This is a genomic window from Pseudomonas sp. LM13 (assembly GCF_041381355.1).
GTDB lineage: Bacteria > Pseudomonadota > Gammaproteobacteria > Pseudomonadales > Pseudomonadaceae > Stutzerimonas > Stutzerimonas frequens.
The window spans coordinates 155,443-180,004 of the sequence record NZ_JACBXH010000003.1; the positions used below are offsets into that span (position 1 = coordinate 155,443).

A 24,562-nucleotide genomic window follows, 5' to 3' on the forward strand; every position below is an offset into this window, starting at 1 on the left:
TGGAAAACGTGCGCAGCGCTTTTCCACGCATCCCTAGCGCCGCGTCAGCGCGGCCCCATGATGGTATCCAGCGCATCGGGCCGCGGTGCGCCCTGGTGCTGCTGCAGACGGTCGTTGTCGTCGAGATAGAAGATCGCCGGAGTCGCCTGGGCACCCAGTTCGCTCATCAGCATCAGGTTGTTGGTGAGCTGTTCTTCCAGTTCTGCCGGGATCTTATCCAGCGCCTTGAGCTTGCTCGCCTTGCCGGCCGCCTCGTGCTCGTTGAGCGCTGCCTGAGGATCCTTGGCGCTGAGCAGCGCGGCGGATTTGCCGGCGCTGTCGGCGCGCAGCATGCCGACCATGATGTGCCGCAACTGCACCTTGCCGGACTCGACCCAGGGCCGGGCCTGCTTCCAGAACATGTTGCAGTACGGACAGTTAGGGTCGCTGAACATGTAGATGATGCGCGGTGCGTCGGCCTTGCCGTCGGCGATCCAGGTGCTGTTCTCCATGCGCGTCCACATTTCCTTGCCCAGCGGTTCGTAGACCAGCTTCTCCAGGTGCGCGCGGGTCAGGTCCTCGCCTTTTGCATCGAGCAGGCTACCGATCAGCACGTGCTCGCCATCCGGGGTGAGATACAGCGCCATGCCCTGCCCGTTGTAACGCGCGGCATAGCCCTTGAGCCCGCCGGGTGCCTCGAAACGGCCGACGACCTCGCCGCCACGCGCCTCGACGGCCTTGATCGCCTCCGGCAATTCCTCGGCCTGCGCCATGGGCAGGGCCAGCAGGCTGACGCCGGCCAGCAGGTAGGGTAACGGCTTGAATCGAATCACTGCGCAGCTTCCTCTTTCAGTTTTTCCAGCGCGCGCGCCAGGCTGGCGTGCGAGAGTTCACCAAGATGGCTGCTGACCTGGCGGCCATCGGCGTTGTAGAACAGCGTGGTCGGCAGCGCCGTGGAGCCCACGTGCTGACCGAGGCGCCCGCCACTGTCGAGCAGGACGTTATCGAGACTCAGCCCTGCGGTTTCCAGGAAGCGGTTGATCTCCCCCTCCCCCTCGCCCTGATTGACGAACAGAAACAGGGTGTCGCTTTCCCGTGCCTGGGCGTCGGCGAGTACCGGCATCTCGCGCCGGCACGGCGGGCACCAGGTCGCCCAGAGATTGATGACCAGTGGCTGACCTGAATAATCCTCCAGCGCCACCGGACGCCCCTGGTTGTCGCGCAGGGCCATTTCCGGCAGCCGCGTGCCCTGCTCGAAGGAATGCCAGGCCAGGTTACTGAAGCCCCAGCTGAGGATTCCCACCGTCAGCGCGATACCCAGCGGCTTGCGCAGTTCGCGGTCGCGCCAGCCCCACCAGATGCCCAACGCCAGCGCAGCGACCAGCCCGGGCCAGGCGATGAAGCCACCGTCACGGATATCGATGACGCTTAGCCAGTCATCCCGGTAGTACGCCCAGTACAGCGTGACAAAGGCCAGGCGAGCCACGAACAGCGCCACCAGCAGCAGGCGAAACAGCTGCCGCTCCGGGTTGCGCTCGCTGCGGCGGCCGACCCACCAGCCGGTCAGGGTCGCCAGCAGCAGGCTGCCCAGCAGCAATACATGGGGCACCGCCAGGGCCAGCGGCCCGATATTCACAGTCAGCATCAACCTCGCTCCCGGGTCTGGTTCCAGTTCTGCAGAAAGTCCCCGGCACCGACCTCACCGGTGATACGGCGTTCGCGGCGCTCGACGCCATCCGGGCCGATCCACAGCAGCGTCGGCGGGCCGAGCACCTGGTAACGGTCCAGCAATTCGCGGCTGGCGGCGTCGCTGCGGGTCACGTCGGGGCGCAGCACGCGCACGCCGTCCAGGCTCGCCTGCACCTCGGCATTGCCGAAGACCTCCTTCTCCATGACCTTACAGGAGACGCACCAGTCGGCGTAGTAATCGATCAGCACCCACTGGCCCTGCGCCTTGGCTGCCGCCAGCTCGCGATCCAACACCGCTGGATCGCTGAAACCGAGCGCGTGGGACTCGACCGCCGCACCCGTCGCCACGCCGCCGGCATAGATCGCCAGTGGCCGACGCGGATCATCCGCTCCGCCGGCGGCACCCAGCAGCATCGCCGCGCCCCACAGCCCCAGCAGCACGCCGCTGGCCTGACAGAGCACGCGCTGGCGTTGCACTGCCTGCGCCACATGCAGCAAGGCGGTGGCGAGCACCACCAGCAGCGCGCCCCACAGGCCCAGCCACAGCCAGTCGGCCAGCAACGGACGCGCAACGAACAGCGCTGCCGCGAGGAAGAGAAAGCCGAACACCACCTTGACCCGATCCATCCAGGCGCCCGGCTTGGGCAGAAAGCGCTGGCCGACCGTCACCAGCAACAGCAACGGCGTGCCGATGCCGAGGCCCAGCGCGAACAGCACCAGGCCACCCTGCAGCGCACTGCCGCTCTGTGCGATGAACAGCAGCGCGGCGGCCAGTGGCGCGGTCATGCAGGGGCCGACCAGCAGGCCGGAGAGCACTCCCAGCGCGCCGGCACCGGCCAGGCTGCCACCGCGTTGCTGGCGCCAGGCACGCTCCAGGCGATCACGCAGCGCCACCGGCAATTGCAGCTCGAACAAACCGAACATCGGCAGCGCCAGCAACACGAACAGCACGGCGAAACTGGTCAGCAGCCAGGGCTGCTGCAGCGCCGCCTGCAGGTTGGCGCCGAGCAGCGCCGCCAGTACACCGAGCCCGGCGTAGACCAGCGCCATGCTGACCACGTAGGTCGCCGCCAGGGCAAAACCACGGCGCAAGGTGGCACCGCTGCCGACCACGATGCCCGCCAGGATCGGCAGCATCGGCAGCGAACAGGGGGTGAAGGCCAGCAACAGACCGAGACCAAAGAACACCAGCAGGCTCCAGCCCAGTGCCTGATTTTCGAGGCCGCTGGCCAGCGCCTGATCTTCGGCCTGCCCGGAGGCTGCCGAGGCGATGCCGTCACCGCTCAGCGATACCTCGCGGGTCTGCGGCGGATAGCAGAGCCCGGCATCGGCGCAGCCCTGCCAGCCGAGGCGCACACTGTTCTCGGCGCCTGGCGGGACCAGCAGTTCGAGGCTGTCGCGGTAGATCTGCGAATCGCCGAAGAACTCGTCGCTGTAGGGCTCGCCCTCGGGCAGTGGCGGCTGGCGCTCCGGCGGCAGGCCGTCGAACTGCAGACGCTGCTGATAGAGGTAATAGCCCGGTGCGATCCGCCAGTGCAGCAGCGTCGCGCCGTTCTCCTGCGGGCTGACCGTCAGCGCGAACGCCTCGTCCACCGGCAGAAAATCACCCTGCGAGCCGCCGCCGAACAGCCCACCGGCCGGCAGCGCCAATCCGGGCGCCAACAGAAACAGCAGAAGAACCAATGTGCGCATGAGAGTCCTGGCCGAGAAATGACTGCCGCGCAGCATGCCGGGGCGGGATTAACGCGCCATTAACGCAACCACACGGGCTGCGTAACGCTGCCTTAATCGCTAAGGTCCACCCTCGAGCTTTTTCTGCGGACCCTCCCCATGCACGTGCTGCTTGCCGAAGACGACGCGCTGATCGCCAGCGGTATCGTCGCCGGGCTCAACGCCCAGGGCCTGATCGTCGACCATGCCGCGACCGCGGCGGCTGCCGAAGCCCTGCTGCGCGCGGCGCACTTCGATGTGCTGATCCTCGACCTCGGCCTGCCCGACGAAGACGGCCTCGCCCTGTTGCGACGCCTGCGCCAGCAGGGCCTGGAGCTGCCGGTGCTGGTGCTCACCGCGCGCGATGCGGTCAGCGACCGGGTCACCGGCCTGCAGGCGGGGGCCGACGATTACCTGCTCAAGCCCTTCGACCTGCGCGAGCTGGCCGCGCGCCTGCACACGCTGATGCGGCGCATGTCCGGCCGCAGCGTCAACCTCATCGAGCATGGCCGGTTGAGCTACGACCCGAGCCGCTGCGAAGCACGCCTGGACGGCCGCCTCGTCGACCTGTCACGCCGCGAACAGGCACTGCTGCAGGCACTGCTCAACAATCAGGGCCGGGTGCTCAGCAGCGAGCAGCTCAAGGACGCGGTCTATGGTTTTGCCGACGACGTCGAGAGCAACGCGCTGAACGTGCATATCCACCATCTGCGGCGCAAGCTCGGCAGCGGCATCGTCGAAACCGTGCGAGGCCTCGGCTACCGCCTCGGCCTCGCAGGCGACGAGGACGCGCCATGAGCCTGCGTCTGCGCCTGACCCTGATGCTCGGCTCGGCCTTCGTGCTGCTCTGGGCATTGGCTGCGACCTGGATGCTGGTCGATCTGCGCAGCCAGATGATGCTCTCGCTCGACCAGCGCCTGGCGGCCTCGGCGCGCATGGTCGCCGGTCTGCTGGTGCAGTTGCCGCAGCCGGTGCCCGGCGACGGCCCGCCGCAGCGTCTGAGCGCCGAGCAACTGGGCATCCCCAACGGCCTGGCCTGCCAGGTCAGCTCGCTGCGTGGCGAGGTGCTGGCGCGTAGCCACAGTGCGCCCGACCAGCAGCTGGACGCCGAGCAGAACGGCTTTCGCGACCAGTTGATCGACGGCGTGCCCTGGCGCAGCTTCACCCTGGTGCAAGGCGAGCTGCGCATCACCACGGCCGACCGTCTGGATGAGCGTGCCGCGCTTAAACGCTCGGTGTTGCTGGCGGCGGCGTTGCCGGTGGCGGTCGCCCTGCTCGGCAGCCTGGGTCTGCTCTGGCTTGGCCTGGGCCGTGGGCTGGCGCCCCTGCGCAGGATTCGCGAGGCACTGACCCGACGCAGCGCCGACTCCCTCGAACCCTTGCCGGTCGAAGGCCTGCCGCCGGAGCTGCTGCCGCTGGTGCAGACGCAGAACCAGCTGTTCCAGCGCATCGCCCAGGCCATCGAACGCGAACGCCGGCTGACAGGCGACGCCGCCCACGAACTGCGCAGCCCGCTGACGGCGATCAAGACCCACCTGCAGGTAGCACGCATGACCGAAGGCGCCGCCGCCGAACAGGCGCTGGCGAACGCCGAGGCCGGCGCCGACCGCCTGCAGCGCACACTGGAACAGCTGTTGTTGCTGGCCCGGGTGGAAGGCAGTCTGGATTTCGACGATGGCCTGCAGTGCACCGCCGCCGAGGTCGCGCGACTGGCGATTCAGGACGCCAGTGGCGGTGACGGCGCGCCAATCCTGTTGCAGGTCCCGGCGGAATTGCCCGACACGCCGCTGGCCATGCCGCCGGTGCTGGCCATCGCCGCGCTGCGCAACCTGCTGGAAAATGCCCAGCGCCACACCGCGCCGGGCAGCGCCGTCAGGCTGACCCTGCTGCCTGAAGCGGGGCGAGTACGCTTCGAAGTACGCGATCAGGGCCCGGGCATCGCCGCCGAGCATCTCGAGCACCTGACCCGGCGCTTCTGGCGACACGCCGCCAGCAGTGGCAGCGGCCTGGGCCTGGCCATCGTCCAGGCGATCGCGCAACGCTGCGACTGCACCCTCACCTTCGACAGCCACGCCGACGGCCTGCGCGTTTCGCTGACGGTGCCGTTGCAGCGCTGATCAGTTCGGGAATTCCAGCACGAAAGACGTCAGCCCCTGCGCGGAACTGCACTGGATACGACCGCGATGGGCCTGAACGATCGAACGGGTGATCGCCAGGCCCAGCCCGGCATTGCTCGGGCTGCCTTCGCGCCGCGCCGGGTCGCCCCGATAGAAGCGGTCGAACAGTCGCTCCAGATGCTCGGGCGCGATGCTCGCGCCGGGATTGCTCACCTCAAGCGTCACCTGATCAGCGCCGCGCTCGATGGCCACGCGAATGCGCTCCCCGTCGGGGGTGTAGCGCAGCGCATTGGACATCAGGTTCGACAGCGCCCGGCGCAGCATCAACAGATCGCCCTGAATGGTGCCGGCACCGACAAGCTCGAAACGCACCCCGCGCTCGTCCGCCGAGAGCTGGTAATAGTCCAGCAGCTGCGCGCACAACGCATCCAGCGCGATGGGCTTGGCGTCCGGCACGATCAGCCCGTTATCTGCCTTGGCGAGGAACAGCATGTCGTCGATCATCCGCGACATGCGCTGCAACTCCTCCAGATTCGAATGCAGGTTGTCCTGGTACTGATCCAGCGTGCGCGCGCGGGTCAGCGCCACCTCGGTGTGAGTCATCAGGTTGCTCAGCGGCGTGCGCAGCTCGTGGGCGATGTCGGCGGAGAAGTTCGACAACCGCACGAAGGCGTCTTCCAGCCGCGCCAGCATGGCGTTGAAGGCCTGCACCAGCTGCTGCAGCTCGGCCGGTGTCGACTCGTCAGGGATGCGCTCGCGCAGCGACTTGGCCGAGACGGAGGCGGCCACCTGGGTCACCTCGCGCAACGGTCGCAAGCCGCTGCGCACCAGCAGCCAGCCGAGCAGCCCGCTGAGCAAGGCGCAGAGCACCAGCGCCGACCATAGCCAGCCGCTGAACGTATGGAAGAATGCCTTGTGCGCGGTGACATCGAGCAGGATCAGCAAGGTCAGCCGCTGCGCGCCGATCGCGACATGCCCGGCCTCGCCACGCCAGACGTGGCCGTCCAGTGTCAGCTCTCCCGCCTCCCGGCCGATCAGCTCGAGTAACGGCGGTTCCGCTTCATCAACGCCCGGCTGAGGAAACAGCTGTGCACCGCGTTCATCGAAAATGAAACCGCGCATCTCGCTGTGCCCGCCGAGCAGCGCCTGCAGCTGTGGGCGAACGCGCTCGAAGTTCTGCAGGTCGTCCAGCTCCCCTAGCAGGCGTCGGCTTGCCTCGAGCTTTTCGTGCAGCGTATGGCGGTCCAGTTCGTCGAAGTGATGTTCGCTGAGCTGGCTGAAGAAGTAACCGGCCGCCGCCAGCACGCCGGTCACCGCCAGCATGAACATCAGGCTCAGCTGCGCGGTCAGCGACAGCCGCTTCATGGCGCGTCCGGCTCGTCGAGCATGTAACCCATGCCCCGTGCGGTGTGGATCAGCTTGGGCTCGAAGCCATCGTCGATCTTCACACGCAAGCGACGGATCGCCACCTCGATGACGTTGGTGTCACTGTCGAAATTCATGTCCCACACCTGGGAAGCGATCAGCGACTTGGGCAGCACCTCGCCGCGCCGACGCAGCAGCAGTTCCAGCAGGGCGAATTCCTTGGCAGTCAGGTCGATATGCTGGCCGGCCCGCACCGCGCGGCGCTTGAGCAGATCGACCTCCAGATCGGCGATCTTCAACTGGAGCTGCAAGGCCGCCGCGGTGCCTCGTCGCAGCAGAGTGCGCACGCGCGCCAGCAGTTCGGAGAAAGCGAACGGCTTGACCAGATAATCGTCGGCGCCCAGCTCCAGCCCCTTGACGCGATCCTCGACGCGATCGCGCGCGGTCAGAAACAGCACCGGCACCTCGTTGCCCGACGCCCGCACCAGGCGCAACACATCCCAGCCATCCAGGCCCGGCATCATCACGTCGAGAATCAGCAGGTCATAGGGCGTACTCAGCGCATGCTGCAACGCGTCGATGCCGCTGGTGACACGGTCGACCGTAAAGCCGGCCTCGCTCAGTCCCTGTTGCAGGTACATGCCGGTTTTCGGTTCGTCTTCAGCGACCAGCAATTTCATGGCGGCGAGTTCCTTCGGTGGCGACGCCGCAAGTGTGGCAGTGCCCGCAGCTGGGACGCCACGAAGCTGACAAAAAAGTAATCTTCCGATCAGCCTCTTGTCAGGCCGCTGGGGTTAGCGTGGCACTAAGAAAAATGAGGCTTGACCTTACCATCACGTCAAGGTTGAGCATCAAGCCAGTACTACCAGACTGGCTAACCGAGGACCATCCCATGACCAGCATTCAAATCAAGGTATCCGGCATGACCTGCGGCGCGTGCGTCCGGCATGTAACCGCGGCACTACAGCCCTTGGCGGGTGTCGAGCGCATCGAGGTCGATCTGGCCGCCGGGCTCGCCCGGATAGACGGCACGGCCGATAGCGCGGAGCTGATCGCCGCACTCGACGAAGCCGGTTACCCTGCCGAGGTCACCACCGACTCGCCTGCCCCGACGCCCCGCAAAACCGGATGCGGTTGCGGCTGCAACTGAACATCGCTCTGGAGAAGCCCATGAAACTCTACCTCACCGCACTCGCCGCTCTGCTGATGTCCGGCATGGCCCACGCCGCGGACGTCATCGATGTGCATCGCGATGCCAACTGCGGCTGCTGCAAGGACTGGATCAAGTACCTGGAGGCCAACGGTTTCGAGGTGCGCGATCACGTCGAAAGCAACATGTCGGCGGTCAAGCAGAAGCTGGGTGTCGCGCCTCGCCTGGGCTCATGCCACACCGGTGTGATTGACGGCAAGTTCGTCGAAGGCCACGTTCCGGTTGCGGCGATTCATGAGCTGAAGAAGCGCGACGATCTCGCCGGTGTTGCCGTACCGGGCATGCCGGCGGGCTCGCCGGGCATGGATTATGGCCAGCCGCACCAGCAGTACCAGGTGATCGGCCTGACCACCAAGGGCCGCGATCTGGTGCTCGGCGACTACCTCGGCGCGCAACCGGTTCGCTAAGCCGCGCTGCCATCAGGACAGGCGATGCCGTTCGGCATCTCCGGCAGGGCCAGCCCGATTGGGGCTGGCCACGCTGCCAGCTGACAAAATCGTAATTTTCGCTTCAGGTCGCTGACAGATGCACCGCGCTATGGTGCTTGTCACAAGCGTTGCAACGTCGCGCCTGCGCGGCGGCAAACCAACAATTCGATCGACCGAACAGGACCCGCATGCAATTGGCCAGTTCTCGGCGCACCTTCGTCAAAAGCCTGGCTGCCGGCGGCGCCGTCGCTGGCCTCGGGCTGTGGCAACAGCCCGTCTGGGCGCTGACCAGCCCAGGTCAGCCGACGGTGCTCAGCGGCACCGAGTTCGACCTCACCATTGATTCCATGAGCGTGGACTTCACCGGCAAGCGCCGCACTGCCATGGCCATCAACGGCAGCATCCCCGGCCCATTGTTGCGCTGGCGCGAGGGCGACACCGTGACCCTGCGCGTGCGCAGCCGGCTACCCCACGACACTTCCATCCATTGGCACGGCATCCTGCTGCCGGCCAACATGGACGGCTTACCGGCTTCAGCTTCGCCGGCATCGCGCCGGATGGCATGTACGAATACCGCTTCAAGGTCGTCCAGAGCGGCACCTACTGGTACCACAGCCACTCCGGTTTTCAGGAACAGCTGGGCGTCTATGGCGCGCTGATCATCGATCCCAAGGAGCCGGAGCCTTTCAGCTACGATCGCGACTATGTGGTGTTCCTTTCCGACTGGACCGACGAAAGCCCGGCACGGGTGCTGGCCAAGCTGAAGAAGCGCTCGGACTACTACAACCGGGGCCGCCGCACGCTTGGCGATTTCATCAATGACGTCGCCGACAACGGCTGGAGTGACACCGTCAGCGAGCGCTGGGCCTGGGCGAAGATGAACATGTCGCCGACCGATCTGGCCGATATCAGCGGTGCCACCTACACCTACCTGCTCAACGGCCAGGCGCCGGACGGCAACTGGACCGGCCTGTTTCAGCCAGGCGAGCGCATCCGCCTGCGCCTGATCAACGGCTCGGCGATGAGTTATTTCGACTTCCGCATCCCCGGTCTCAAGCTCACCGTGGTCGCCGCCGACGGGCAGAACGTCGAACCGGTGCAGGTGGACGAAGTGCGCCTGGCCGTGGCGGAAACCCTCGACGTGATCGTCGAGCCGGACGGCAGCCAGGACGCCTACACCCTGTTCGCCCAAGCCATGGACAGCAGCGGCTATGCCCGCGGCACCCTGGCCGTGCGCGATGGCCTGCAGGCGCCGGTGCCCAAGCCGGACCCGCGCCCAGAACTGAGCATGGAGGATATGGGCCACGGTGATCATGCCGCCCACGGCCAGGCTGCTGCGCCTGCGCCGAGCGACGATCCTCACGCCGGGCATGGCGACATGAATCACGGCGCGATGAATCAGAATGAGATGAATGGCCAGATGGACCACGCGACCATGGGCCACGGCTCGTCCGGCGGCGGCATGCAGACGCATCCGGCCAGCGAAACCGACAACCCGCTGGTGGACATGCAGACCATGATGCCGGTGCCCAAGCTGGACGATCCCGGCATCGGCCTGCGCGATAACGGCCGGCGCGTGCTGACCTATGCCGACCTGCACAGCACCTTCGCCGATCCGGACGGCCGTGAGCCGACGCGCACCATCGAACTGCACCTGACCGGCCATATGGAACGCTTCGCCTGGTCATTCGACGGCATTCCCTTCGCCGACGCCGGGCCAATCCGCCTCAAGTACGGCGAGCGGGTGCGCTTCGTCCTGGTCAACGACACCATGATGCACCACCCCATCCACCTGCACGGGCTGTGGAGCGATCTGGAGGACGAACACGGCAATTTCCAGGTGCGCAAGCACACCATCGACATGCCACCGGGTTCGAAACGCAGCTATCGCGTAACCGCCGACGCCCTCGGGCGCTGGGCCTATCACTGCCACATGCTGATGCACATGGACCTCGGGATGTTCCGCGAAGTCCGCGTAGAAGAATGACGGAGAAAACCATGAAGACAATCAAGCGCACCGCCCTGCTCGCCTTCGGCCTGGCTGCGACGTTCGGCCTCACCACTGTCTACGCTCAGAGTGAGCACGATGGTCATCATCCCGCCAACGCGCCAGCCGAACAGGCCGCGCCGCAGGCCAGCCAGCCCAAGCCCGGACAAAAGCAGGGCGACATGATGCAGGGCATGGGCCACGACAAGATGCAGGACATGCACGACCAGCACATGGGTTCCGACCACATGGACCACGGCAGCATGGGCAACGGAAAGATGCAGAAGGACCTGCCAAAGGGCGCCGAACAAGGCAAGCCGCATGATCATTAAGACACTGCCGGTCGCCATCGCCCTCGCACTGGCTGCGACGGCGAGCCAGGCGCAGCAGGCCATGGATCATTCCGGACACGCCGGGCACGCTGCGCCAGCGGACCACAGCCAGATGGATCCTGGGCAGATGGATCACAGCCAGATGAACCATGAGCCCATGAACCAAGGCGGCATGGATCATCGCGATCACAGCAGCATGGATCACAGTTCAATGGCTCACCCGCCGGTCACCGGCGTTGGCACCGGACAGGAGCCGCGCACGCCAATTCCTACGATCAGCGATGCTGACCGCGCCGCGGCATTTCCCGACCTGCCGCCTCATTCTATGCACCAGGGCGGCAGCAATTTTCTGTTCCTCGCCGATCAGCTGGAATGGCAGGACGCCGACGAAGGCAGCACGCTGGCCTGGGACATTTCCGGCTGGTATGGCGGCGATATCGACCGCCTCGCCTTCCGTTCCGAGGGTGAGCGCACCAATGGCCACACCGAGGAGGCCGAGCTGCAGCTGCTCTGGAGCCACGCCATCGGCCCCTGGTGGGAGACCGTCACCGGCGTGCGTCAGGACTTCAAGCCCGGTTCGCCACAAACCTGGGCAGCCTTTGGCGTGCAGGGCATGCCGCTGTTCGGTCTGGAAACCGAAGCCACCGCGTTTCTCGGCGAGGGTGTGGCCAGACTGCGCTGCGCCTGGAGGCCGAATACGACATCCTGCTGAGCCAGCGCTGGGTACTGCAACCCACCGCGGAGTTGAACCTGCACGGGCGCAACGACGAGGCGCGCGGCGTCGGCTCCGGTCTCAGCGACGCCAGTGTCGGACTGCGCCTGCGTTACGAGATCAGCCGTCAGTTCGCGCCTTATGTCGGCGTCAGCTGGGGCCGAGCCTACGGCAATACCGCTGACCTGCTGCGTGCCGATGACGAAGACGTCAGCGAGGCGAAGCTGGTGGCGGGTATTCGTTTCTGGTTCTGAGACCCGACCTATGAAGACTGTCCTGGCGACACTGGCACTGAGCACCCTGTTGATCGCAATCGGCGGCGCGCTGGTGGCGTATTCCGGCATCATCGACGTCGGCGCGGACGCCCCGCACAGCGCGCCGCTGCACACCCTGCTGGAGACCACCCGGGAACGCGCCGTGGCTGTACGCGCCGGTGACATCGAGGTACCTCCGCTGGGATCGGCGGAGCAGATGCGCTCGGGCGCGGGCAACTATGCGGCCATGTGCGTCGGTTGCCACCTGGCGCCGGGAGTCGAGCCGACCGAACTGAGCCAGGGTCTCTACCCCGCCCCGCCGCCACTTGCCGAGGACTCCCGCGACAACGACCCGGCCGCAACATTCTGGGTCATCAAGCATGGGCTCAAATCCACCGGTATGCCGGCGTGGGGCAAGTTCATGGAAGACCGCTACATCTGGTCGCTGGTCGCCTTCGTCGAACAGCTGCCGTCACTCACCCCAATGGAATACCAGACGCTGGTGGACGCCAGTGACGGCCACCAGCACGGTGGCGGTGAAACGGACATGCACGATCACAGCGGCCAGCATCCGACTCCTGCCGCCGATCAGCAGCCTGCAGGCAAAGCCCATCATCAGGGCGCACACGACGAGCAGGCACCGGCGCATTCGGAAGCAGTACCGGAAGCCGATGTACACCATCACCCGGATGGCAGCCGCCACGTGCATTGATGGGCTGCGCCATGGCCGGCGCAATCGTCCCTCAGGCAATTCGCCTCAGCGCTTCGCCTCGATCTGTCCGACGCGCTCCAGCCACACGGACTCCAGGCGTGGCTGGTCGATATCCATGTTCCGCGCCTCCATTGCCTCGCGGTGACGGTCGATCTCGGCGACCGAATCGCTGAGCCCGGTGAGGTTGCCGTCGAGCTGGTGCATCTGCGTCAGCCCCAGGTGATAGAAGCGCAGCAGTTTCATCGCATCCGGATCGTCCGCACTTACGCCTGCCTTGACCTGGTGCATCATGTTGGTCACGCGCATCAGGCTGCGCTTGAGCTGCCAGCCGTACACCGCCGCCGCCATCCACGGCTGCTGCCAGTACAGCCACCTAACGATTCCGATCGTCAGCGCCAGTCCGGCTACCACGCCGCCGATGTTCAGCCGCAGGTTGTCGCCACCGGGCTCACCGAACAGCGCCACGGCCAGGGTCGACAAGCCCATGGCGAGGACGGCAAAGGTCACGGCGACGATCAGGGTGCTGCGCCGGGTCTGCTGGCGATAGGTTTCGGGGCTGAGCGGAACGATCTCGAATAGCACCACGGGGCGATGTCCTTGGCTGAGGCAAAAGATGTGCGGCGGCCATTATCACCTCAATCGCCGTGCGGTAACTGATACAGCGCAGTATCTTCCGCGCTCCGGCTATGCTGGGCCCGCCCCAACTGGAGATAACAATGCGCCGCCTTGCCACGCCCGCCGATCAGCAGCGGGTCTACGACATCTACATGCACCCGGACGTGGAGCGGTACCTGGGCTTCGACCCCATGCCTCGCGAGCACTTCGGCAAGGTCTTCGAGCCGCTGTTCGAAAGCGCCGGCTTCTATGTCTTCGAAGACGATGGCGTGGTGCAAGGCTTCTACAAGGTGCAACGCCATCTGGGCCGCGCCGCCCATGTCGCCTACCTCGGCACCCTGGCCGTCGCGCCCGAGGTGAGAGGCAGCGGCCTGGCGCGACGGATGATGCAGGAAGCCCTCGACAAGCTGGCCGCCAGCGGCATTCGTCGTGTGGAATTGACGGTGGAAGCGGACAACCCGCGGGCGATCGCCTTCTACGAGCGCTTCGGCTTCGTCCACGAAGGCACGCAGCGCGCTGCCTACAAGCGCAGCAGCGACGACGGCTTCGTCGACGAACTGATGTATGGCCTGTTGCTGGGACCCGGGCGGGTCCCAGCATAGGTACTGCGTCGTTCGTCAGCCCTTGAGCTTGCTGGTGATCTTCGCCACGTGCTCACCCTGGTAGCGTGCGATGGCCAGTTCCTTCTCCGAAGGCTGACGCGAGCCGTCGCCACCGGCGATGGTCGTGGCGCCATAGGGCGTGCCACCGTTGGTTTCGGAGATGTCGAAGAACTCGCTGATGCCATAACCGGTCGGCACGATGACCATGCCGTGGTGCGCCAGGGTGGTCCAGGTCGAGGTAATGGTCATCTCCTGCCCACCGCCGGTGCCGGTCGAGGCGAACACGCTGGCGACCTTGCCATGCAGCGCGCCCTTGGCCCACAGGCCGCCGGTGCGGTCGAGGAAGTTGCGCATCTGCCCGGACATGTTGCCGAAGCGGGTCGGAGTACCAAAGATGATGCCGTCGTAGTCCGGCAGCTCATTCGGATCGGCGATGTCGGCGGGCTGATCGACCTTGCCGCCGGCGTTGCGGAAGGCGTCTTCCGGCATGGTTTCCGGCACGCGCTTGATCGTCACCTCGACGCCGGGAACGCGGCGTGCGCCCTCGGCGACGGCATTGGCCATCGTTTCGATGTGGCCGTACATGGAGTGATAGAGCACGAGAATCTTCGCCATCTTGCTTTCCTCTTTCGGTGGGTGAGTCTGAATAACGTTGTGGATGGGATAACGCGCCAGGCGGGTCGTTCCGACGGTGGCCGTCAGAGCGACTCGACCAGGACGACTTCGCTGTCTTCCACGGCCCTGATGCTCAGCCGTGTTTCATCATGCACGGCCACGCCATCGCCGGCGGCAATCGCGAGTCCATTGACCTCGATCTGGCCGCTGGCCGGCACCAGGTACGCCCTGTGTCCTGCGGCAATGACGTAGTCGGCGCTCTGCCCTGCTGCAAGCGTAGCCGCTGCCAGCCTGGCTTCAGCACGAATCGGCAGCGCGTCGTCATCGCCGGGCAGACCACTGGCGAGCGTGACAAAGGCGCCGGCGCGCTCGCCGCTGGGGAACTGTCGAGTACCCCAGGCCGGCGGCAGCCCGGTCTGCTGCGGGTGAATCCATATCTGGAAAATGCGTGTCTCCACGTCCTCCAGGTTGTACTCGCTGTGCACGATTCCGGTGCCGGCACTCATCACCTGCACATCGCCGGCGACGGTACGGCCGCGGTTGCCGAGGCTGTCTTGATGGGTAATGGCGCCCTGGCGGACGTAGGTGATGATTTCCATGTCCCGGTGCGAGTGCGGTTCGAAGCCGGACTGCGGCGCGATGCTGTCGTCGTTCCAGACGCGAAGACGGCCCCAGCGCATGCGCTCGACGTCGTGATAATCAGCAAAGGAAAAGTGGTGGCGGGCGTTCAGCCAGCCGTGCTGCGCATGACCAAGCCGGGCATATGGACGTAGTTCGATCATCTCGCTCTCCGCAATTCGGGTCACCGGGACGACCCCGGCCAATGAAGGAGATGATCCATTCAATCAGATCGATAATGTTTGCAATTTTCAGCCAATAACTATCGATTCTGCCGATAGTTAAGCCGGGCAACTGGCATCGGTAAACCGGCACGACAGCCGGCCTCTTGCCCGAAGCGCGTTTACCTGCCACAAAGCGCTCCCTCTTTCAGCTTTCAGGAAGCGCACGAATGAACGATGAATTGCTGGTCGAAGACATTCAGCTCGGCGACGGCAAAGCGGTGGTCAAGGGCGCGCTGATCACCACCCAGTACCGCGGCACGCTGAGCGACGGCACGGAGTTCGACAGCTCCTACACGCGCGGCAAGCCATTCCAGTGCGTGATTGGCACCGGCCGGGTCATCAAGGGTTGGGACATCGGGCTGATGGGCATGCGGGTCGGCGGCAAGCGCAGGCTGTTCGTGCCAGCTCATCTGGGTTATGGCGAGCGCCAGGTCGGCGCGCATATCCCGCCCAATTCGGATCTGCATTTCGAGATCGAGCTGCTGGAAGTGCTGACGCGCGACGACTGATCAGCCTTTCTGGCGCCCCCTGCGGGCCGCCAGAAAGTCGCAGGTATCAGGCCTCGCCCGCGAGGTCCGGGCGCGCCACACCTCGAGGATACTGCTCCCGATAGCGCGCCAGCCAGACGGCCCCGGCCGGATCTTCCCAGGCGTGACGGTGCAGCAGCGCCATGCCGTCCGGATCGTTCAGCAGGCGCCAGCGCGCCGCCTCGGCATCCGCGCCATCGGGCCCGGCGGCCAGCGCCTTGCCCAGGCGCTGCTCGCGTAGATGTTCCGCCGACGGCACGACCTTGGCGTGACGCGCACGGGCCATGGCGCAGACCAGCGCGTTGTACAGCGGATCGACCACCGCGACGAGGAAGCCTTCGCGCAGCGCGTTGGCCTGGTTTTGCTGCTGGTACAGGTCGGTATTGGCCAGCTCGGTGGGCGGTGCGTATTCCTCCGGGATCAGGAACAGCTTGCTGCGCCGCGCAGCCAGGCCTAGACCGGTTCGGCTGGTGATCACCGAGACCGGCGCCGACAGGATCAGCGACACCACGATCGGCGCCAGCCACCAGAGAAAGGCTGCATCCAGCCAGGCGACCAAGGCCGTCCAGAGCACACCGATGACAATCTGCGAGCCGTGCCGGCGCAGCGCTTCGCCCCAGGGGGTGGCGTCGTCGCCGCGCTGCGGCGATTTCCACTGCACCGACCAGCCGAGGAACGCGGCGGTGACGAACACGCTGTGAAAGAGCATGCGCACCGGCGCCAGCAGCACCGAGAACAGCGTTTCGATCAGCATCGACAGCACCACCCGCAGCCGCCCGCCGTAAGCCTGGGCGCCCTGGATGCAGACCAGCAGCACACTGAGCAGCTTGGGCAGGAACAACAGCGTCATGGTCGCCGAGAACAGCGCGATGGCTTCCTGCGGATGCCAGCGCGGCCACAGCGGGTAGAGCTGGTTCGGCTGCAGGAAGTACTCCGGCTCCATCAGCGTATGGATCGCCAGCAGGCCGGTGGACAGCAGCAGGAAGAGGAACCACAGCGGCGCCGACAGGTAGGACATCACCCCGGTGAGGAACACCAGGCGATGCACCGTGTGCACGCCGCGCACCATGAACAGGCGGAAGTTCATCAGGTTGCCGTGACACCAGCGGCGATCGCGCTTGAGCTCGTCGAGCAGGTTCGGCGGCAGCTCTTCGTAGCTGCCCGGCAGGTCGTAGGCGATCCACACGCCCCAGCCGGCACGGCGCATCAGCGCGGCTTCGACGAAGTCGTGGGAAAGGATCGCCCCGGCGAACGAACCGGTGCCGGGCAACGGCGCCAACGCGCAATGCTCGATGAACGGCTTCACGCGAATGATCGCGTTGTGGCCCCAGTAATGCGATTCACCCAGCTGCCAGAAGTTGAGCCCGGCGGTGAACAGCGGACCGTAGACGCGCGTGGCGAACTGCTGCAGCCGCGCATAGAGGGTGTCCATGCCCGACGCCTTGGGCGCAGTCTGGATGATGCCGGCGTTGGGGTTGGCCTCCATCAGTCGCACCAGGCTGGTCAGGCATTCGCCGCTCATCACGCTGTCGGCATCCAGCACCACCATGTAGCGGTAGCTGCTGCCCCAGCGACGGCAGAAGTCGTCGATGTTGCCGCTCTTGCGCTTCACCCGGCGCCGACGGCGACGGTAGAAGATGTGGCCGAAGCCATCCACCGCACGGCACAGCTCGACCCAGGCCTTCTGCTCGGCGACGCAGGTATCCGGGTCGTTGCTGTCGCTGAGCACGAAGATGTCGAAATGCTCGAGCTCACCGGTTGCCTTGAGCGACTCGTAGGTCGCACGCAGCCCGGCGAACACACGCGGCACATCCTCGTTGGCGATCGGCATCACCAGCGCCGTACGCGCCTCGGCCGGTATCGCTTCGGTGCCGGGGCTGCTGGCCGAGATGCTGTAACGGTCCCTGCCGCGCAGCAGCTGGAAGAAGCCCATCAGCGCGGTCCAGAAGCCCACCGAGACCCAGCAGAACAGCAACGCGAAGAGCAGCAGGATGCTGGTCTGCACCACATAGGGAAGGATCTGCCGAGCCGACTCGGACAGCGGCTGGACGAACACTTCCTGCATGTCGACCAGGAACCAGCCCTGGTAAGGCAGCACCGCCTTCATCTGCCAGGTGGCGAAGGCGGTCTGGCCGAGCATCAGCACCAGCAGCGCCGCGCGGCGCAGGGCGGCAACTCGGCGCCAGCGTGCCTCGTCGAGCGGCTGCGGGCTGGGTTCGACCTTGCGCCGCGGGATCGCCCGACCCAGCAGCCGGCGCCAGCCGCGGCGCAGGATATTGGTATGCCAGGGCTCCGGGACCATGCGCGTACGCACGATCGGCGGGGTCGACTGCACATAGGCGCGCCCCTGATGATCCTCGGCGATCACGCCAGCGCGGTCGAACAGATCGCCCCAGCCCAGCCGCAGTCGCGCGACCACCGAGTCGAGCAGACGCCGCGACGGGCTGCGTTGCGCGCTGGTCTCGGCAGACAGTTCATCATGCAGCGCGAACAGGCCGCCCTGCTCCGCCGCCTGCCGGTATCTGGCCGGATCCTCGACTTCGTTCAACGCCAGGCCATCGCAATAGCTTTGCGTCAGGCCAGTCACTGCATGCTGCTCATTCATGGGGAGGAATCTGGTAGGTCCAGGTTTCGGAAAGGGTCTTGTCGCCATCGACCAGCGCTGCACGCATCTCGACCGGGCGCGCCGGGTCGCGCACCTTCACGCGCAGCGTCAGGCGCCAGCCCTTGGTGACGGTGTTGTAGCGCAGGCTGTTTTCCACCAGCTCGGCGTTGTCATCGACGCTGACGCGCGTGCTCACCGGCGCATCCTCGGCGAGCTTCTCCAGCACCGGCCCGACGAAATCCACGATCAATGCGGTGCTGCCGTCGGGCTGGCGGATCAGGTTGGCCTGCTTGACGTCGCCGGTGGAGATACGGGTCTGCTGCACCCACGCCAGCTCAGGATCGTGCAGGCTCGGCTCGTCCATGGAGAAGTGCAGGCGGTATTCCAGATCCAGCGACTGGCCGGGCTCAGGCTGCTTTTCCGGCGACCAGAAGGCGACGATGTTGTCGTTGGTCTCGTCAGGCGTCGGGATCTCGATCAGCTCGACGTGGCCCTTGCCCCAGTCGCCGCGGGTCTCGACCCAGCCGCTCGGGCGCAGCTCGTAGCGGTCGTCCAGGTCTTCGTAGCGGTTGAAGTCACGGGTGCGCTGCATCAGCCCGAAGCCGCGTGGGTTCTCCACGCTGAACGCACTCACGGCCAGCCGCTTCGGATTGTTCAGCGGGCGCCAGATCCATTCGCCATTGCCGGCATGGATCGCCAGGCCCTCGGAGTCATGCAGCTGCGGACGGAAGTTGGTGACATTGCTCGGCTGGTTGGCGCCGAACAGGAACATGCTGGTCAGCGGCGCAATGCCGAGCTTGCCGACCTGCTCGCGCAGGAACACCTTGGCCTGCACGTCCAGCGTGCTGTCCTTGCCCGGTGTCAGCACCATACGATAGGCGCCGGTGGCGCGCGGCGAATCGAGCAGCGCGTAGATCACCAGGTTGCGCCGGTCAGGCTGCGGCCGCTCGACCCAGAATTCGCGGAAACGCGGAAACTCCTCGCCGACCGGCAGCGCCGTGTCGATCGCCAGCCCGCGCGCAGAAAGTCCGTACCACTGCCCCTTGCCGATGACGCGGAAATAGCTGGCGCCGAGCAGGGTCATCACCTCGTCCTGCTTGTCCTTCTTGTTCAGCGGATAGAGCACCTTGAAGCCGGCGAAGCCCAGCCCGTCCAGCGAAGCCGGGTCGATGTCGACGCCGCCGAACTCGAACATCGAGGGGTCGTAGCGAATCTCGCGTACTTTCGTCGCGGTGATTTCATTGATGCGCACCGGCGTGTCGAAGTGCATGCCCTGGTGATAGAAGTGCAGATGGAACGGCGTCTCGACGTCCTTCCAGTAGGCATGTTCCGGGTTGAAGCGCAGGCGCTGGTAGTCGGCGAATGCCATCTTGCGGAAGTCGTCGGGCAGGTTGCTGACCGGCTCCTCGTAACGACTGGCTGCCAGCTCCTGCGCCCGCTTGGCCACATCATCCAGACTGAACGCCAGCGCACTGCCGGCCATCAGCATGCACAACCCACCTGCCAGCCCCGCCAGCATGCGCGCCGGATGGGCACCCGTCTTGCGTTGAAAAATGCGTAACACACCGCCTCCGAATTACACGTTTGTGCAGAGTTCGCTCTGCTTCGCTGTGGTGAATCGCCTGACTCCAGCCGTTGCGTCGCGCGCGGCGAGCGCGACGGCGATGCCGGACTGCATGCGGTTCGCCATACAGAAAACTTCTTACAACAGCTCGAAACGCGCGCTTTGCACGGCCCGGGAATCGAGCCCCAGCTGCACTTCGAATTCACCGGGTTCGGCCACGTAGTCGAGCCGGGCGTCATGGAACCTGAGGTCCTCCTCGCCCAGACTGAAGCGCACCACCCGCGTCTCGCCCGCCTCGAGGCTGAGCTTTTCGAAGCGTTTGAGCTCCTTGACCGGACGCACTGTGGAGCCGACCAGATCCTGCAAGTAGAGCTGCACGACGGTCGCACCGGCGCGCGCGCCGCGGTTCTTTACCGTTACGCTGACCTCCAGGCGCTGCCCACGTTTCAATTTGCGCTGGGAAAGTTGCGGTTTGGACAGTTCGAAATCGGTATAGCTCAGGCCATAGCCGAACGGGTACAGCGCGCCGTTGGGCTCCTCGAAATACTGCGAGGTGTAGTTGCCCGGGTGACCCTCGACATAGGGGCGGCCCAAGCGTGGATGGTTGTAGTAGGTGGGAATCTGCCCCACCGAACGCGGAAAGGAGATCGGCAGCTTGCCGGAGGGGTTGTGTGCGCCGAACAGCACGTCGGCAATGGCATTGCCGCCCTCGGTACCGGCGAACCAGGTTTCCAGCAGCGCATCGGCATGCTCCCTGATCCAGCCCAGCTGCAGCGGGCGACCATTCATCAGCACCACCACCAGCGGTTTGCCGGTGGCCACCAGGGCTTCGAGCAGCGCCTGCTGGCTGGCCGGCAAGGTCAGACTGGTCCGGCTGGACGATTCGTGGGACATGCCCCGGGCCTCGCCCAGGGCGGCGACAATCACATCGGCGTCGCGGGCTGCATCCAGCGCTTCGTCGATCATCGCCTGCGGCGACCGTGAATCCTGGACCACTTCCGGGCGGTCCCAGTTGAGGAAGTTCAGGTACTCGATCATGCCGGCATCGTCGGTGACGTTGGCGCCTCGCGCGTGGATGATCCGGCCGTCCTTGCCGACCGCTCGTTCTAGACCCTGGCGCAGCGTCACGGCCTGCGCCGCCACGCCGGCTGCCGACCAGCTGCCGAGCATGTCGACATGGGAATCGGCCAGCGGGCCGATTAGGGCGATGCGGGCATCCTTGCGCAGCGGCAGGGTCCGCTCACGGTTCTCCAGCAGCACCAGCGACTCGCGCGCGACCTGGCGGGCCGCCTCGCGATGCAGGCGACTTTCGGCATTGACCTCGGCAGGGTCGTCCGCCGCCCGGCCGATGCGGCGATAGGGATCATGGAACAGGCCGAGGTCGTACTTGGCGCCGAGGACGCGAGCGACCGCCTGGTCGATCAGCTCGATCGATACCTCGCCGCGCTCGACCAGGCCGGGCAGCTCCTGCAGATAGAGTGAATCGTGCATGCTCAGGTCGATGCCCGCCTCGATCGCCAGGCGCGCGGCCTCGCGGCCATCACGGGCCACGCCATGGCGCAGCAGCTCGTCGATGGCACCGTGATCGCTGATGGTCAGCCCGCGAAAGCCCCAGTCGTCGCGCAACAGATCACGCAACAGCCAGCGGTTGGCGCTGGCTGGCACGCCGTTGACTGTGTTCAGCGCCACCATCACGCCACCAGCGCCGGCATCGACCGCCGCACGGTATGGCGGCAGGTAGTCCTGGTACATGCGCTGCGGGCTCATGTCAACCACGTTGTAGTCACGGCCGCCCTCCACCGCACCATACAGGGCGAAGTGCTTGACGCTGGCCATCACGCTGTCCGCAGCGCTCAGGCGCTCGCCCTGATAGGCACGCACCAGCGTGCCGGCGATCTGCGATACCAGGTATGGATCCTCGCCGAAGCCTTCGGAGGTCCGGCCCCAGCGCGGGTCGCGGGTGATGTCGACCATCGGCGCGAAGGTCAGGTCGAGGCCGTCGGCACTGGCCTCGATGGCTGATACGCGGCCGCTCAGGGCGATGGCCTCCAGATCCCAGCTCGATGCCAGGGCCAGGCTGATCGGGAAGATGGTGCGATGACCATGAACCACGTCGTAGGCGAAAAAGATCGGGATGCCCAGACGGCTGCGCAGGGCCGCGTCCTGCATGGGGCGGTTGTCGGCTCGGGTCACCGAATTGAAGGTGGCACCGATGCGGCCGGCCGCGATCTCCTCGACGATGCGCTCGCGTGGCATGTCGCCACCGATGCTGATCAGCCGCAGCTGGCCGATCTTCTCCGCCAGGGTCATGCGCTCGAGCAGGGTCTCGATCAGTGCCTGTCGGTCGTCCAGCGGCAGCGCCGGCGGCGCCGCACAGGCGAAGGAGCCCATTGCGCTGGCAAGCAGGACAAACGGCAACAGCCTTTTCATCATCACAACCCATTCCCCTATCAACCGATCAGCCACACACAGGCACACCCATCGCGCCGGACATGAAGACCGATCGCCATGGGTTAGAGCGTTTTTTTAAAGTTCGATGGTGCCGTCGAGATACAGCACGGCCTGCCCGGCCACCATCACACGATCCGCTTCGACCCGGCAGTGCAGGATGCCCGTGCGCGCCGACGCCTGCAGCGCCACCAGTTCCTTGCGTCCCAGCCGCTCGGCCCAGTACGGCGCAAGCCCGGCATGGATGGAGCCGGTGACCGGGTCCTCGTCGCCGCCGTTGGCTGGCCAGAAATAACGGGAGGCGAAATCCTGCTCGCTCCCCGGCGCGGTCACTACCACATCCAGTGGCGCCAGCGTGCGCAGTGCCTGCAGATCGGGCGCCAGCGCGCGCACCTGGTGCTCGTCGCGATAGACGGCGAACCACGCCTGGCGATTGCGCAGCACCGCTTCCGGCTCGCACCCGAGCCCCTGCAACAACGCAGCCGGCGGCTCGGCAACGGGTTCCGGCGCACGATTGGGGAAGCTCATTTCCAGCAGACCGTCAGCCCGCCGCTGCACGGTCAGATCGCCCACGGCAGCGGCGCGAAAGGTCAGCGGCGCCTGGGCCAGCCCCTGCTCCAGCAGCACGAACGCACTGGCCAGCGTGGCGTGGCCGCAGAAATCGATTTCGGTGAGCGGCGAGAACCAGCGGATGTGAAAGGCCCCTTCCGCCTCGCGAACGAAGAAGGCCGTCTCGGAAAGGTTGTTCTCGGCGGCGATGGCTTGCATCAGCTCGTCCGCCAGCCAGGCCTGCAAGGGGATCACCGCCGCGGGATTGCCCCGGAAACGTTCAGCGGTGAAAGCATCGACCTGGAACATCCGCAATTTCATGGTTTGCACCCTGTGCACGGTCAAGCGACCGCCGCCTACTCTAACGGGCCTGACGGGGTGCTAGCCAGTGGCGCGTGAGGGCTGAAGGGCCCGGAATCCGTCCGTTTCATCTACTTGCGACGGCGCCGCACATCAGCCCAGGGCAAACGGCAGCAGCAACGCGATCAGAATGCCCAACAGACTCATGCCCAGCGCAGCGAAGGCGCCGCATTCGTCACCCTCCTCCAGCGCCCTGGCGGTACCGATGGCATGGGCGTTGAGGCCATAGCTCAGGCCGCGCGCGGCGGGATGCTCGACGCCTGCCCAGCCGAGAAGCAACGGTCCCAGCGCGGTGCCGATGACCCCGGTGAGCATGACGAATATCGCCGCCAGCGAGGCCAGGCCACCGAGTTGCTCGGCCACCAGCATGGCGATCGGCATGGTCGCGGACTTCGGCGCCAGGCTCATCAGCACCGGCAGCTCTGCGCCCAGCGTCCAGGCGATCGCCAGCGTCAGTACCACGCTGAGCACGCCGCCGACCGCCAAGGTGATGACGATCGGCCAGAACAGCTGCTGGATACGCTTGAGATGTCGATGCAGCGGCACCGCCAGCGCCACGGTGGCAGGCCCCAGCAGCATGGCGACCAGCGCAGCGCCGTCGCGGTAGCGCGCGTAGTCCAGGTCCACCAGGGTCAGCGTGCCAACCACCAATAGCATGCCCACCATCACCGGTTGCAGCACCAGCCAGCCGCTGCGGCGATAGAGCATCAGCGCCAGCTGAAAGGCGATCAGCGTAAGTGCCACGGCGAACAAAGGATGGACCACGACCGCCGCCCAGGCGGTGCGCCAATCGAGTAACGTCATGCCTGATCCTCCCGCTGGCGGTCGAGTCGGCTGATCAGCCGCTGCATCAGCCAGCCGCAGAACGGCACCGTGATCAGCAGCGACAACACCAGGCCGGCGGCGATCGCTGGCAGATCATCCAGCAGTGCGCCGGCGCTGGTCATGATGCCGGCGGCCGGCACGATCAGCAGCAGCGGCAGATACTGCAGCAGCAAGGCCGCGGTCTTCTCCAGAGACTCCGGAATGCTGCGGCGCAGCAGCAACAGGCCGAACAGCAACAGCATGCCGATGATCGGCCCCGGCAGTGCCGGCAGCAGCACCAGGTTGATCAGATTGCCGAGCAGCTGCAGCAGCACGAGCCAGGTCAGGCCTTGGAGAATCATCGGCGATGCTCCCTCGGCAGCATTGGATGAATCATGCGTTGGCTCCTCTTCATTCGGCAAAAGGCCTCGACTATGGCCGGCCTGGCGGCAACAGAACAGCATCAGATGCAGACAAAAAAAGCGGATCAGCCGATCCCGGCGGCTTCCGCTGATGCAGGTCAACGCCTAGCGATG

The 24,562-nt window shown here is 65.9% G+C and carries 22 protein-coding genes and 2 pseudogenes; 10 read left to right on the plus strand and 14 right to left on the minus strand.

The window, feature by feature from the left end; all coding sequences use genetic code 11:
• Nucleotides 1-44 precede the first annotated feature (44 nt).
• Genes dsbG through dsbD form a run of 3 tightly spaced genes read right to left on the minus strand, consistent with a single transcriptional unit; the run spans nucleotide 45 to nucleotide 3,360 of the window.
• Nucleotides 45-812 carry a thiol:disulfide interchange protein DsbG gene (gene dsbG / locus HZR81_RS04590; RefSeq protein ID WP_500127438.1) on the minus strand — a complete coding sequence of 256 codons (768 nt, stop codon included), beginning with the start codon at nucleotides 810-812 and terminating at the stop codon, nucleotides 45-47.
• Nucleotides 809-1,624 carry a TlpA disulfide reductase family protein gene (locus HZR81_RS04595; RefSeq protein ID WP_046618681.1) on the minus strand — a complete coding sequence of 272 codons (816 nt, stop codon included), beginning with the start codon at nucleotides 1,622-1,624 and terminating at the stop codon, nucleotides 809-811. Before HZR81_RS04595 ends, dsbG begins: the two co-directional genes overlap by 4 nt.
• Nucleotides 1,624-3,360 (minus strand): protein-disulfide reductase DsbD, encoded by a 1,737-nt coding sequence (dsbD, locus tag HZR81_RS04600; RefSeq protein ID WP_500127439.1) that lies wholly within the window; start codon nucleotides 3,358-3,360, stop codon nucleotides 1,624-1,626. The genes HZR81_RS04595 and dsbD overlap by 1 nt, the downstream gene beginning before the upstream one ends.
• 138 nt (nucleotides 3,361-3,498) lie before the next feature.
• Here dsbD and HZR81_RS04605 point away from each other — a divergent pair, with 138 nt between their 5' ends.
• Together HZR81_RS04605 and HZR81_RS04610 are read left to right on the plus strand one after the other, a co-directional pair.
• Complete coding sequence (locus HZR81_RS04605) at nucleotides 3,499-4,176, plus strand: response regulator (RefSeq protein WP_011913816.1); 678 nt, start codon at nucleotides 3,499-3,501, stop codon at nucleotides 4,174-4,176.
• The gene (locus tag HZR81_RS04610; protein ID WP_500127440.1) at nucleotides 4,173-5,495 is read left to right on the plus strand and encodes a sensor histidine kinase; all 1,323 of its coding nucleotides are present in this window, start codon (nucleotides 4,173-4,175) and stop codon (nucleotides 5,493-5,495) included. Before HZR81_RS04605 ends, HZR81_RS04610 begins: the two co-directional genes overlap by 4 nt.
• On the opposite strand, the gene HZR81_RS04615 is transcribed toward HZR81_RS04610, so the two are convergent.
• Together HZR81_RS04615 and HZR81_RS04620 are read right to left on the minus strand one after the other, a co-directional pair.
• The gene (locus tag HZR81_RS04615; protein ID WP_500127441.1) at nucleotides 5,496-6,860 is read right to left on the minus strand and encodes a heavy metal sensor histidine kinase; all 1,365 of its coding nucleotides are present in this window, start codon (nucleotides 6,858-6,860) and stop codon (nucleotides 5,496-5,498) included.
• On the minus strand, nucleotides 6,857-7,540 hold the full coding sequence (locus HZR81_RS04620) for a heavy metal response regulator transcription factor (RefSeq protein ID WP_500127442.1): 684 nt from the start codon (nucleotides 7,538-7,540) through the stop codon (nucleotides 6,857-6,859). The genes HZR81_RS04615 and HZR81_RS04620 overlap by 4 nt, the downstream gene beginning before the upstream one ends.
• A 212-nt stretch (nucleotides 7,541-7,752) precedes the next feature.
• Between HZR81_RS04620 and HZR81_RS04625 the strand changes: the two genes are divergently transcribed.
• The 6 genes and pseudogenes from HZR81_RS04625 (at nucleotide 7,753) to HZR81_RS04650 (ending at nucleotide 12,495) form a co-directional block, all read left to right on the plus strand.
• Nucleotides 7,753-8,010 (plus strand): heavy-metal-associated domain-containing protein, encoded by a 258-nt coding sequence (locus tag HZR81_RS04625; RefSeq protein ID WP_063539955.1) that lies wholly within the window; start codon nucleotides 7,753-7,755, stop codon nucleotides 8,008-8,010.
• 20 nt (nucleotides 8,011-8,030) lie between these two features.
• The gene (locus HZR81_RS04630; protein ID WP_044315681.1) at nucleotides 8,031-8,477 is read left to right on the plus strand and encodes a DUF411 domain-containing protein; all 447 of its coding nucleotides are present in this window, start codon (nucleotides 8,031-8,033) and stop codon (nucleotides 8,475-8,477) included.
• A gap of 209 nt (nucleotides 8,478-8,686) precedes the next feature.
• Nucleotides 8,687-10,485 (plus strand): annotated as a pseudogene (locus tag HZR81_RS04635) (copper resistance system multicopper oxidase).
• Nucleotides 10,486-10,496: 11 nt separating this feature from the next.
• Entirely contained in the window at nucleotides 10,497-10,817 is a 321-nt protein-coding gene (locus HZR81_RS04640; protein ID WP_063539956.1) for a hypothetical protein, read from the plus strand.
• A pseudogene (locus HZR81_RS04645) lies at nucleotides 10,807-11,783 on the plus strand (copper resistance protein B). The gene HZR81_RS04640 and the pseudogene HZR81_RS04645 overlap by 11 nt, the downstream one beginning before the upstream one ends.
• 10 nt (nucleotides 11,784-11,793) lie before the next feature.
• Nucleotides 11,794-12,495: a c-type cytochrome gene (locus HZR81_RS04650; RefSeq protein WP_161611586.1), complete on the plus strand. Its 702-nt coding sequence runs from the start codon at nucleotides 11,794-11,796 to the stop codon at nucleotides 12,493-12,495.
• A 45-nt stretch (nucleotides 12,496-12,540) separates the two neighbouring features.
• Here the strand turns inward: HZR81_RS04650 and HZR81_RS04655 are convergent, their stop codons facing one another.
• Complete coding sequence (locus HZR81_RS04655) at nucleotides 12,541-13,080, minus strand: DUF3087 domain-containing protein (RefSeq protein WP_152481507.1); 540 nt, start codon at nucleotides 13,078-13,080, stop codon at nucleotides 12,541-12,543.
• Between the two features lie 131 nt (nucleotides 13,081-13,211).
• Here HZR81_RS04655 and HZR81_RS04660 point away from each other — a divergent pair, with 131 nt between their 5' ends.
• The gene (locus HZR81_RS04660) at nucleotides 13,212-13,712 is read left to right on the plus strand and encodes a GNAT family N-acetyltransferase (protein WP_133456613.1); all 501 of its coding nucleotides are present in this window, start codon (nucleotides 13,212-13,214) and stop codon (nucleotides 13,710-13,712) included.
• 15 nt (nucleotides 13,713-13,727) lie between these two features.
• Here HZR81_RS04660 and wrbA read toward each other — a convergent pair whose 3' ends face one another.
• Nucleotides 13,728-14,327 carry an NAD(P)H:quinone oxidoreductase gene (gene wrbA / locus HZR81_RS04665; RefSeq protein WP_014820960.1) on the minus strand — a complete coding sequence of 200 codons (600 nt, stop codon included), beginning with the start codon at nucleotides 14,325-14,327 and terminating at the stop codon, nucleotides 13,728-13,730.
• Nucleotides 14,328-14,410: 83 nt separating this feature from the next.
• Nucleotides 14,411-15,109: a pirin family protein gene (locus tag HZR81_RS04670; protein ID WP_133456612.1), complete on the minus strand. Its 699-nt coding sequence runs from the start codon at nucleotides 15,107-15,109 to the stop codon at nucleotides 14,411-14,413.
• A 227-nt stretch (nucleotides 15,110-15,336) separates the two neighbouring features.
• Here HZR81_RS04670 and HZR81_RS04675 point away from each other — a divergent pair, with 227 nt between their 5' ends.
• On the plus strand, nucleotides 15,337-15,678 hold the full coding sequence (locus HZR81_RS04675) for an FKBP-type peptidyl-prolyl cis-trans isomerase (RefSeq protein WP_003299726.1): 342 nt from the start codon (nucleotides 15,337-15,339) through the stop codon (nucleotides 15,676-15,678).
• Between the two features lie 46 nt (nucleotides 15,679-15,724).
• On the opposite strand, the gene mdoH is transcribed toward HZR81_RS04675, so the two are convergent.
• The 6 genes from mdoH to HZR81_RS04705 form a co-directional block, all read right to left on the minus strand.
• Nucleotides 15,725-18,301 (minus strand): glucans biosynthesis glucosyltransferase MdoH, encoded by a 2,577-nt coding sequence (gene mdoH, locus HZR81_RS04680; RefSeq protein ID WP_500127443.1) that lies wholly within the window; start codon nucleotides 18,299-18,301, stop codon nucleotides 15,725-15,727.
• On the minus strand, nucleotides 18,294-19,820 hold the full coding sequence (locus tag HZR81_RS04685) for a glucan biosynthesis protein G (RefSeq protein ID WP_208218692.1): 1,527 nt from the start codon (nucleotides 19,818-19,820) through the stop codon (nucleotides 18,294-18,296). Before HZR81_RS04685 ends, mdoH begins: the two co-directional genes overlap by 8 nt.
• Before the next feature lie 183 nt (nucleotides 19,821-20,003).
• Entirely contained in the window at nucleotides 20,004-22,295 is a 2,292-nt protein-coding gene (gene bglX / locus HZR81_RS04690; protein ID WP_500127468.1) for a beta-glucosidase BglX, read from the minus strand.
• Nucleotides 22,296-22,391: 96 nt separating this feature from the next.
• Nucleotides 22,392-23,171 (minus strand): PhzF family phenazine biosynthesis protein, encoded by a 780-nt coding sequence (locus tag HZR81_RS04695; RefSeq protein WP_200599796.1) that lies wholly within the window; start codon nucleotides 23,169-23,171, stop codon nucleotides 22,392-22,394.
• A 144-nt stretch (nucleotides 23,172-23,315) separates the two neighbouring features.
• On the minus strand, nucleotides 23,316-24,026 hold the full coding sequence (locus tag HZR81_RS04700) for an LrgB family protein (protein ID WP_125896975.1): 711 nt from the start codon (nucleotides 24,024-24,026) through the stop codon (nucleotides 23,316-23,318).
• Nucleotides 24,023-24,388 (minus strand): CidA/LrgA family protein, encoded by a 366-nt coding sequence (locus HZR81_RS04705; RefSeq protein WP_125853363.1) that lies wholly within the window; start codon nucleotides 24,386-24,388, stop codon nucleotides 24,023-24,025. The genes HZR81_RS04700 and HZR81_RS04705 overlap by 4 nt, the downstream gene beginning before the upstream one ends.
• Nucleotides 24,389-24,562: the final 174 nt, after the last annotated feature.

Bases quoted from the DNA above. Each gene is read 5' to 3' on its own strand.
- HZR81_RS04595 (WP_046618681.1), bottom strand. From the start codon at position 1,624: ATGCTGACTGTGAATATCGGGCCGCTGGCCCTGGCGGTGCCCCATGTA.
- dsbD (WP_500127439.1), bottom strand. From the start codon at position 3,360: ATGCGCACATTGGTTCTTCTGCTGTTTCTGTTGGCGCCCGGATTGGCG.
- HZR81_RS04605 (WP_011913816.1), top strand. From the start codon at position 3,499: ATGCACGTGCTGCTTGCCGAAGACGACGCGCTGATCGCCAGCGGTATC.
- HZR81_RS04610 (WP_500127440.1), top strand. From the start codon at position 4,173: ATGAGCCTGCGTCTGCGCCTGACCCTGATGCTCGGCTCGGCCTTCGTG.
- HZR81_RS04615 (WP_500127441.1), bottom strand. From the start codon at position 6,860: ATGAAGCGGCTGTCGCTGACCGCGCAGCTGAGCCTGATGTTCATGCTG.
- HZR81_RS04620 (WP_500127442.1), bottom strand. From the start codon at position 7,540: ATGAAATTGCTGGTCGCTGAAGACGAACCGAAAACCGGCATGTACCTG.
- HZR81_RS04625 (WP_063539955.1), top strand. From the start codon at position 7,753: ATGACCAGCATTCAAATCAAGGTATCCGGCATGACCTGCGGCGCGTGC.
- HZR81_RS04630 (WP_044315681.1), top strand. From the start codon at position 8,031: ATGAAACTCTACCTCACCGCACTCGCCGCTCTGCTGATGTCCGGCATG.
- HZR81_RS04640 (WP_063539956.1), top strand. From the start codon at position 10,497: ATGAAGACAATCAAGCGCACCGCCCTGCTCGCCTTCGGCCTGGCTGCG.
- HZR81_RS04650 (WP_161611586.1), top strand. From the start codon at position 11,794: ATGAAGACTGTCCTGGCGACACTGGCACTGAGCACCCTGTTGATCGCA.
- HZR81_RS04660 (WP_133456613.1), top strand. From the start codon at position 13,212: ATGCGCCGCCTTGCCACGCCCGCCGATCAGCAGCGGGTCTACGACATC.
- wrbA (WP_014820960.1), bottom strand. From the start codon at position 14,327: ATGGCGAAGATTCTCGTGCTCTATCACTCCATGTACGGCCACATCGAA.
- HZR81_RS04670 (WP_133456612.1), bottom strand. From the start codon at position 15,109: ATGATCGAACTACGTCCATATGCCCGGCTTGGTCATGCGCAGCACGGC.
- HZR81_RS04675 (WP_003299726.1), top strand. From the start codon at position 15,337: ATGAACGATGAATTGCTGGTCGAAGACATTCAGCTCGGCGACGGCAAA.
- mdoH (WP_500127443.1), bottom strand. From the start codon at position 18,301: ATGAATGAGCAGCATGCAGTGACTGGCCTGACGCAAAGCTATTGCGAT.
- HZR81_RS04685 (WP_208218692.1), bottom strand. From the start codon at position 19,820: ATGCTGGCGGGGCTGGCAGGTGGGTTGTGCATGCTGATGGCCGGCAGT.
- bglX (WP_500127468.1), bottom strand. From the start codon at position 22,295: ATGAAAAGGCTGTTGCCGTTTGTCCTGCTTGCCAGCGCAATGGGCTCC.
- HZR81_RS04695 (WP_200599796.1), bottom strand. From the start codon at position 23,171: ATGTTCCAGGTCGATGCTTTCACCGCTGAACGTTTCCGGGGCAATCCC.
- HZR81_RS04700 (WP_125896975.1), bottom strand. From the start codon at position 24,026: ATGACGTTACTCGATTGGCGCACCGCCTGGGCGGCGGTCGTGGTCCAT.
- HZR81_RS04705 (WP_125853363.1), bottom strand. From the start codon at position 24,388: ATGATTCTCCAAGGCCTGACCTGGCTCGTGCTGCTGCAGCTGCTCGGC.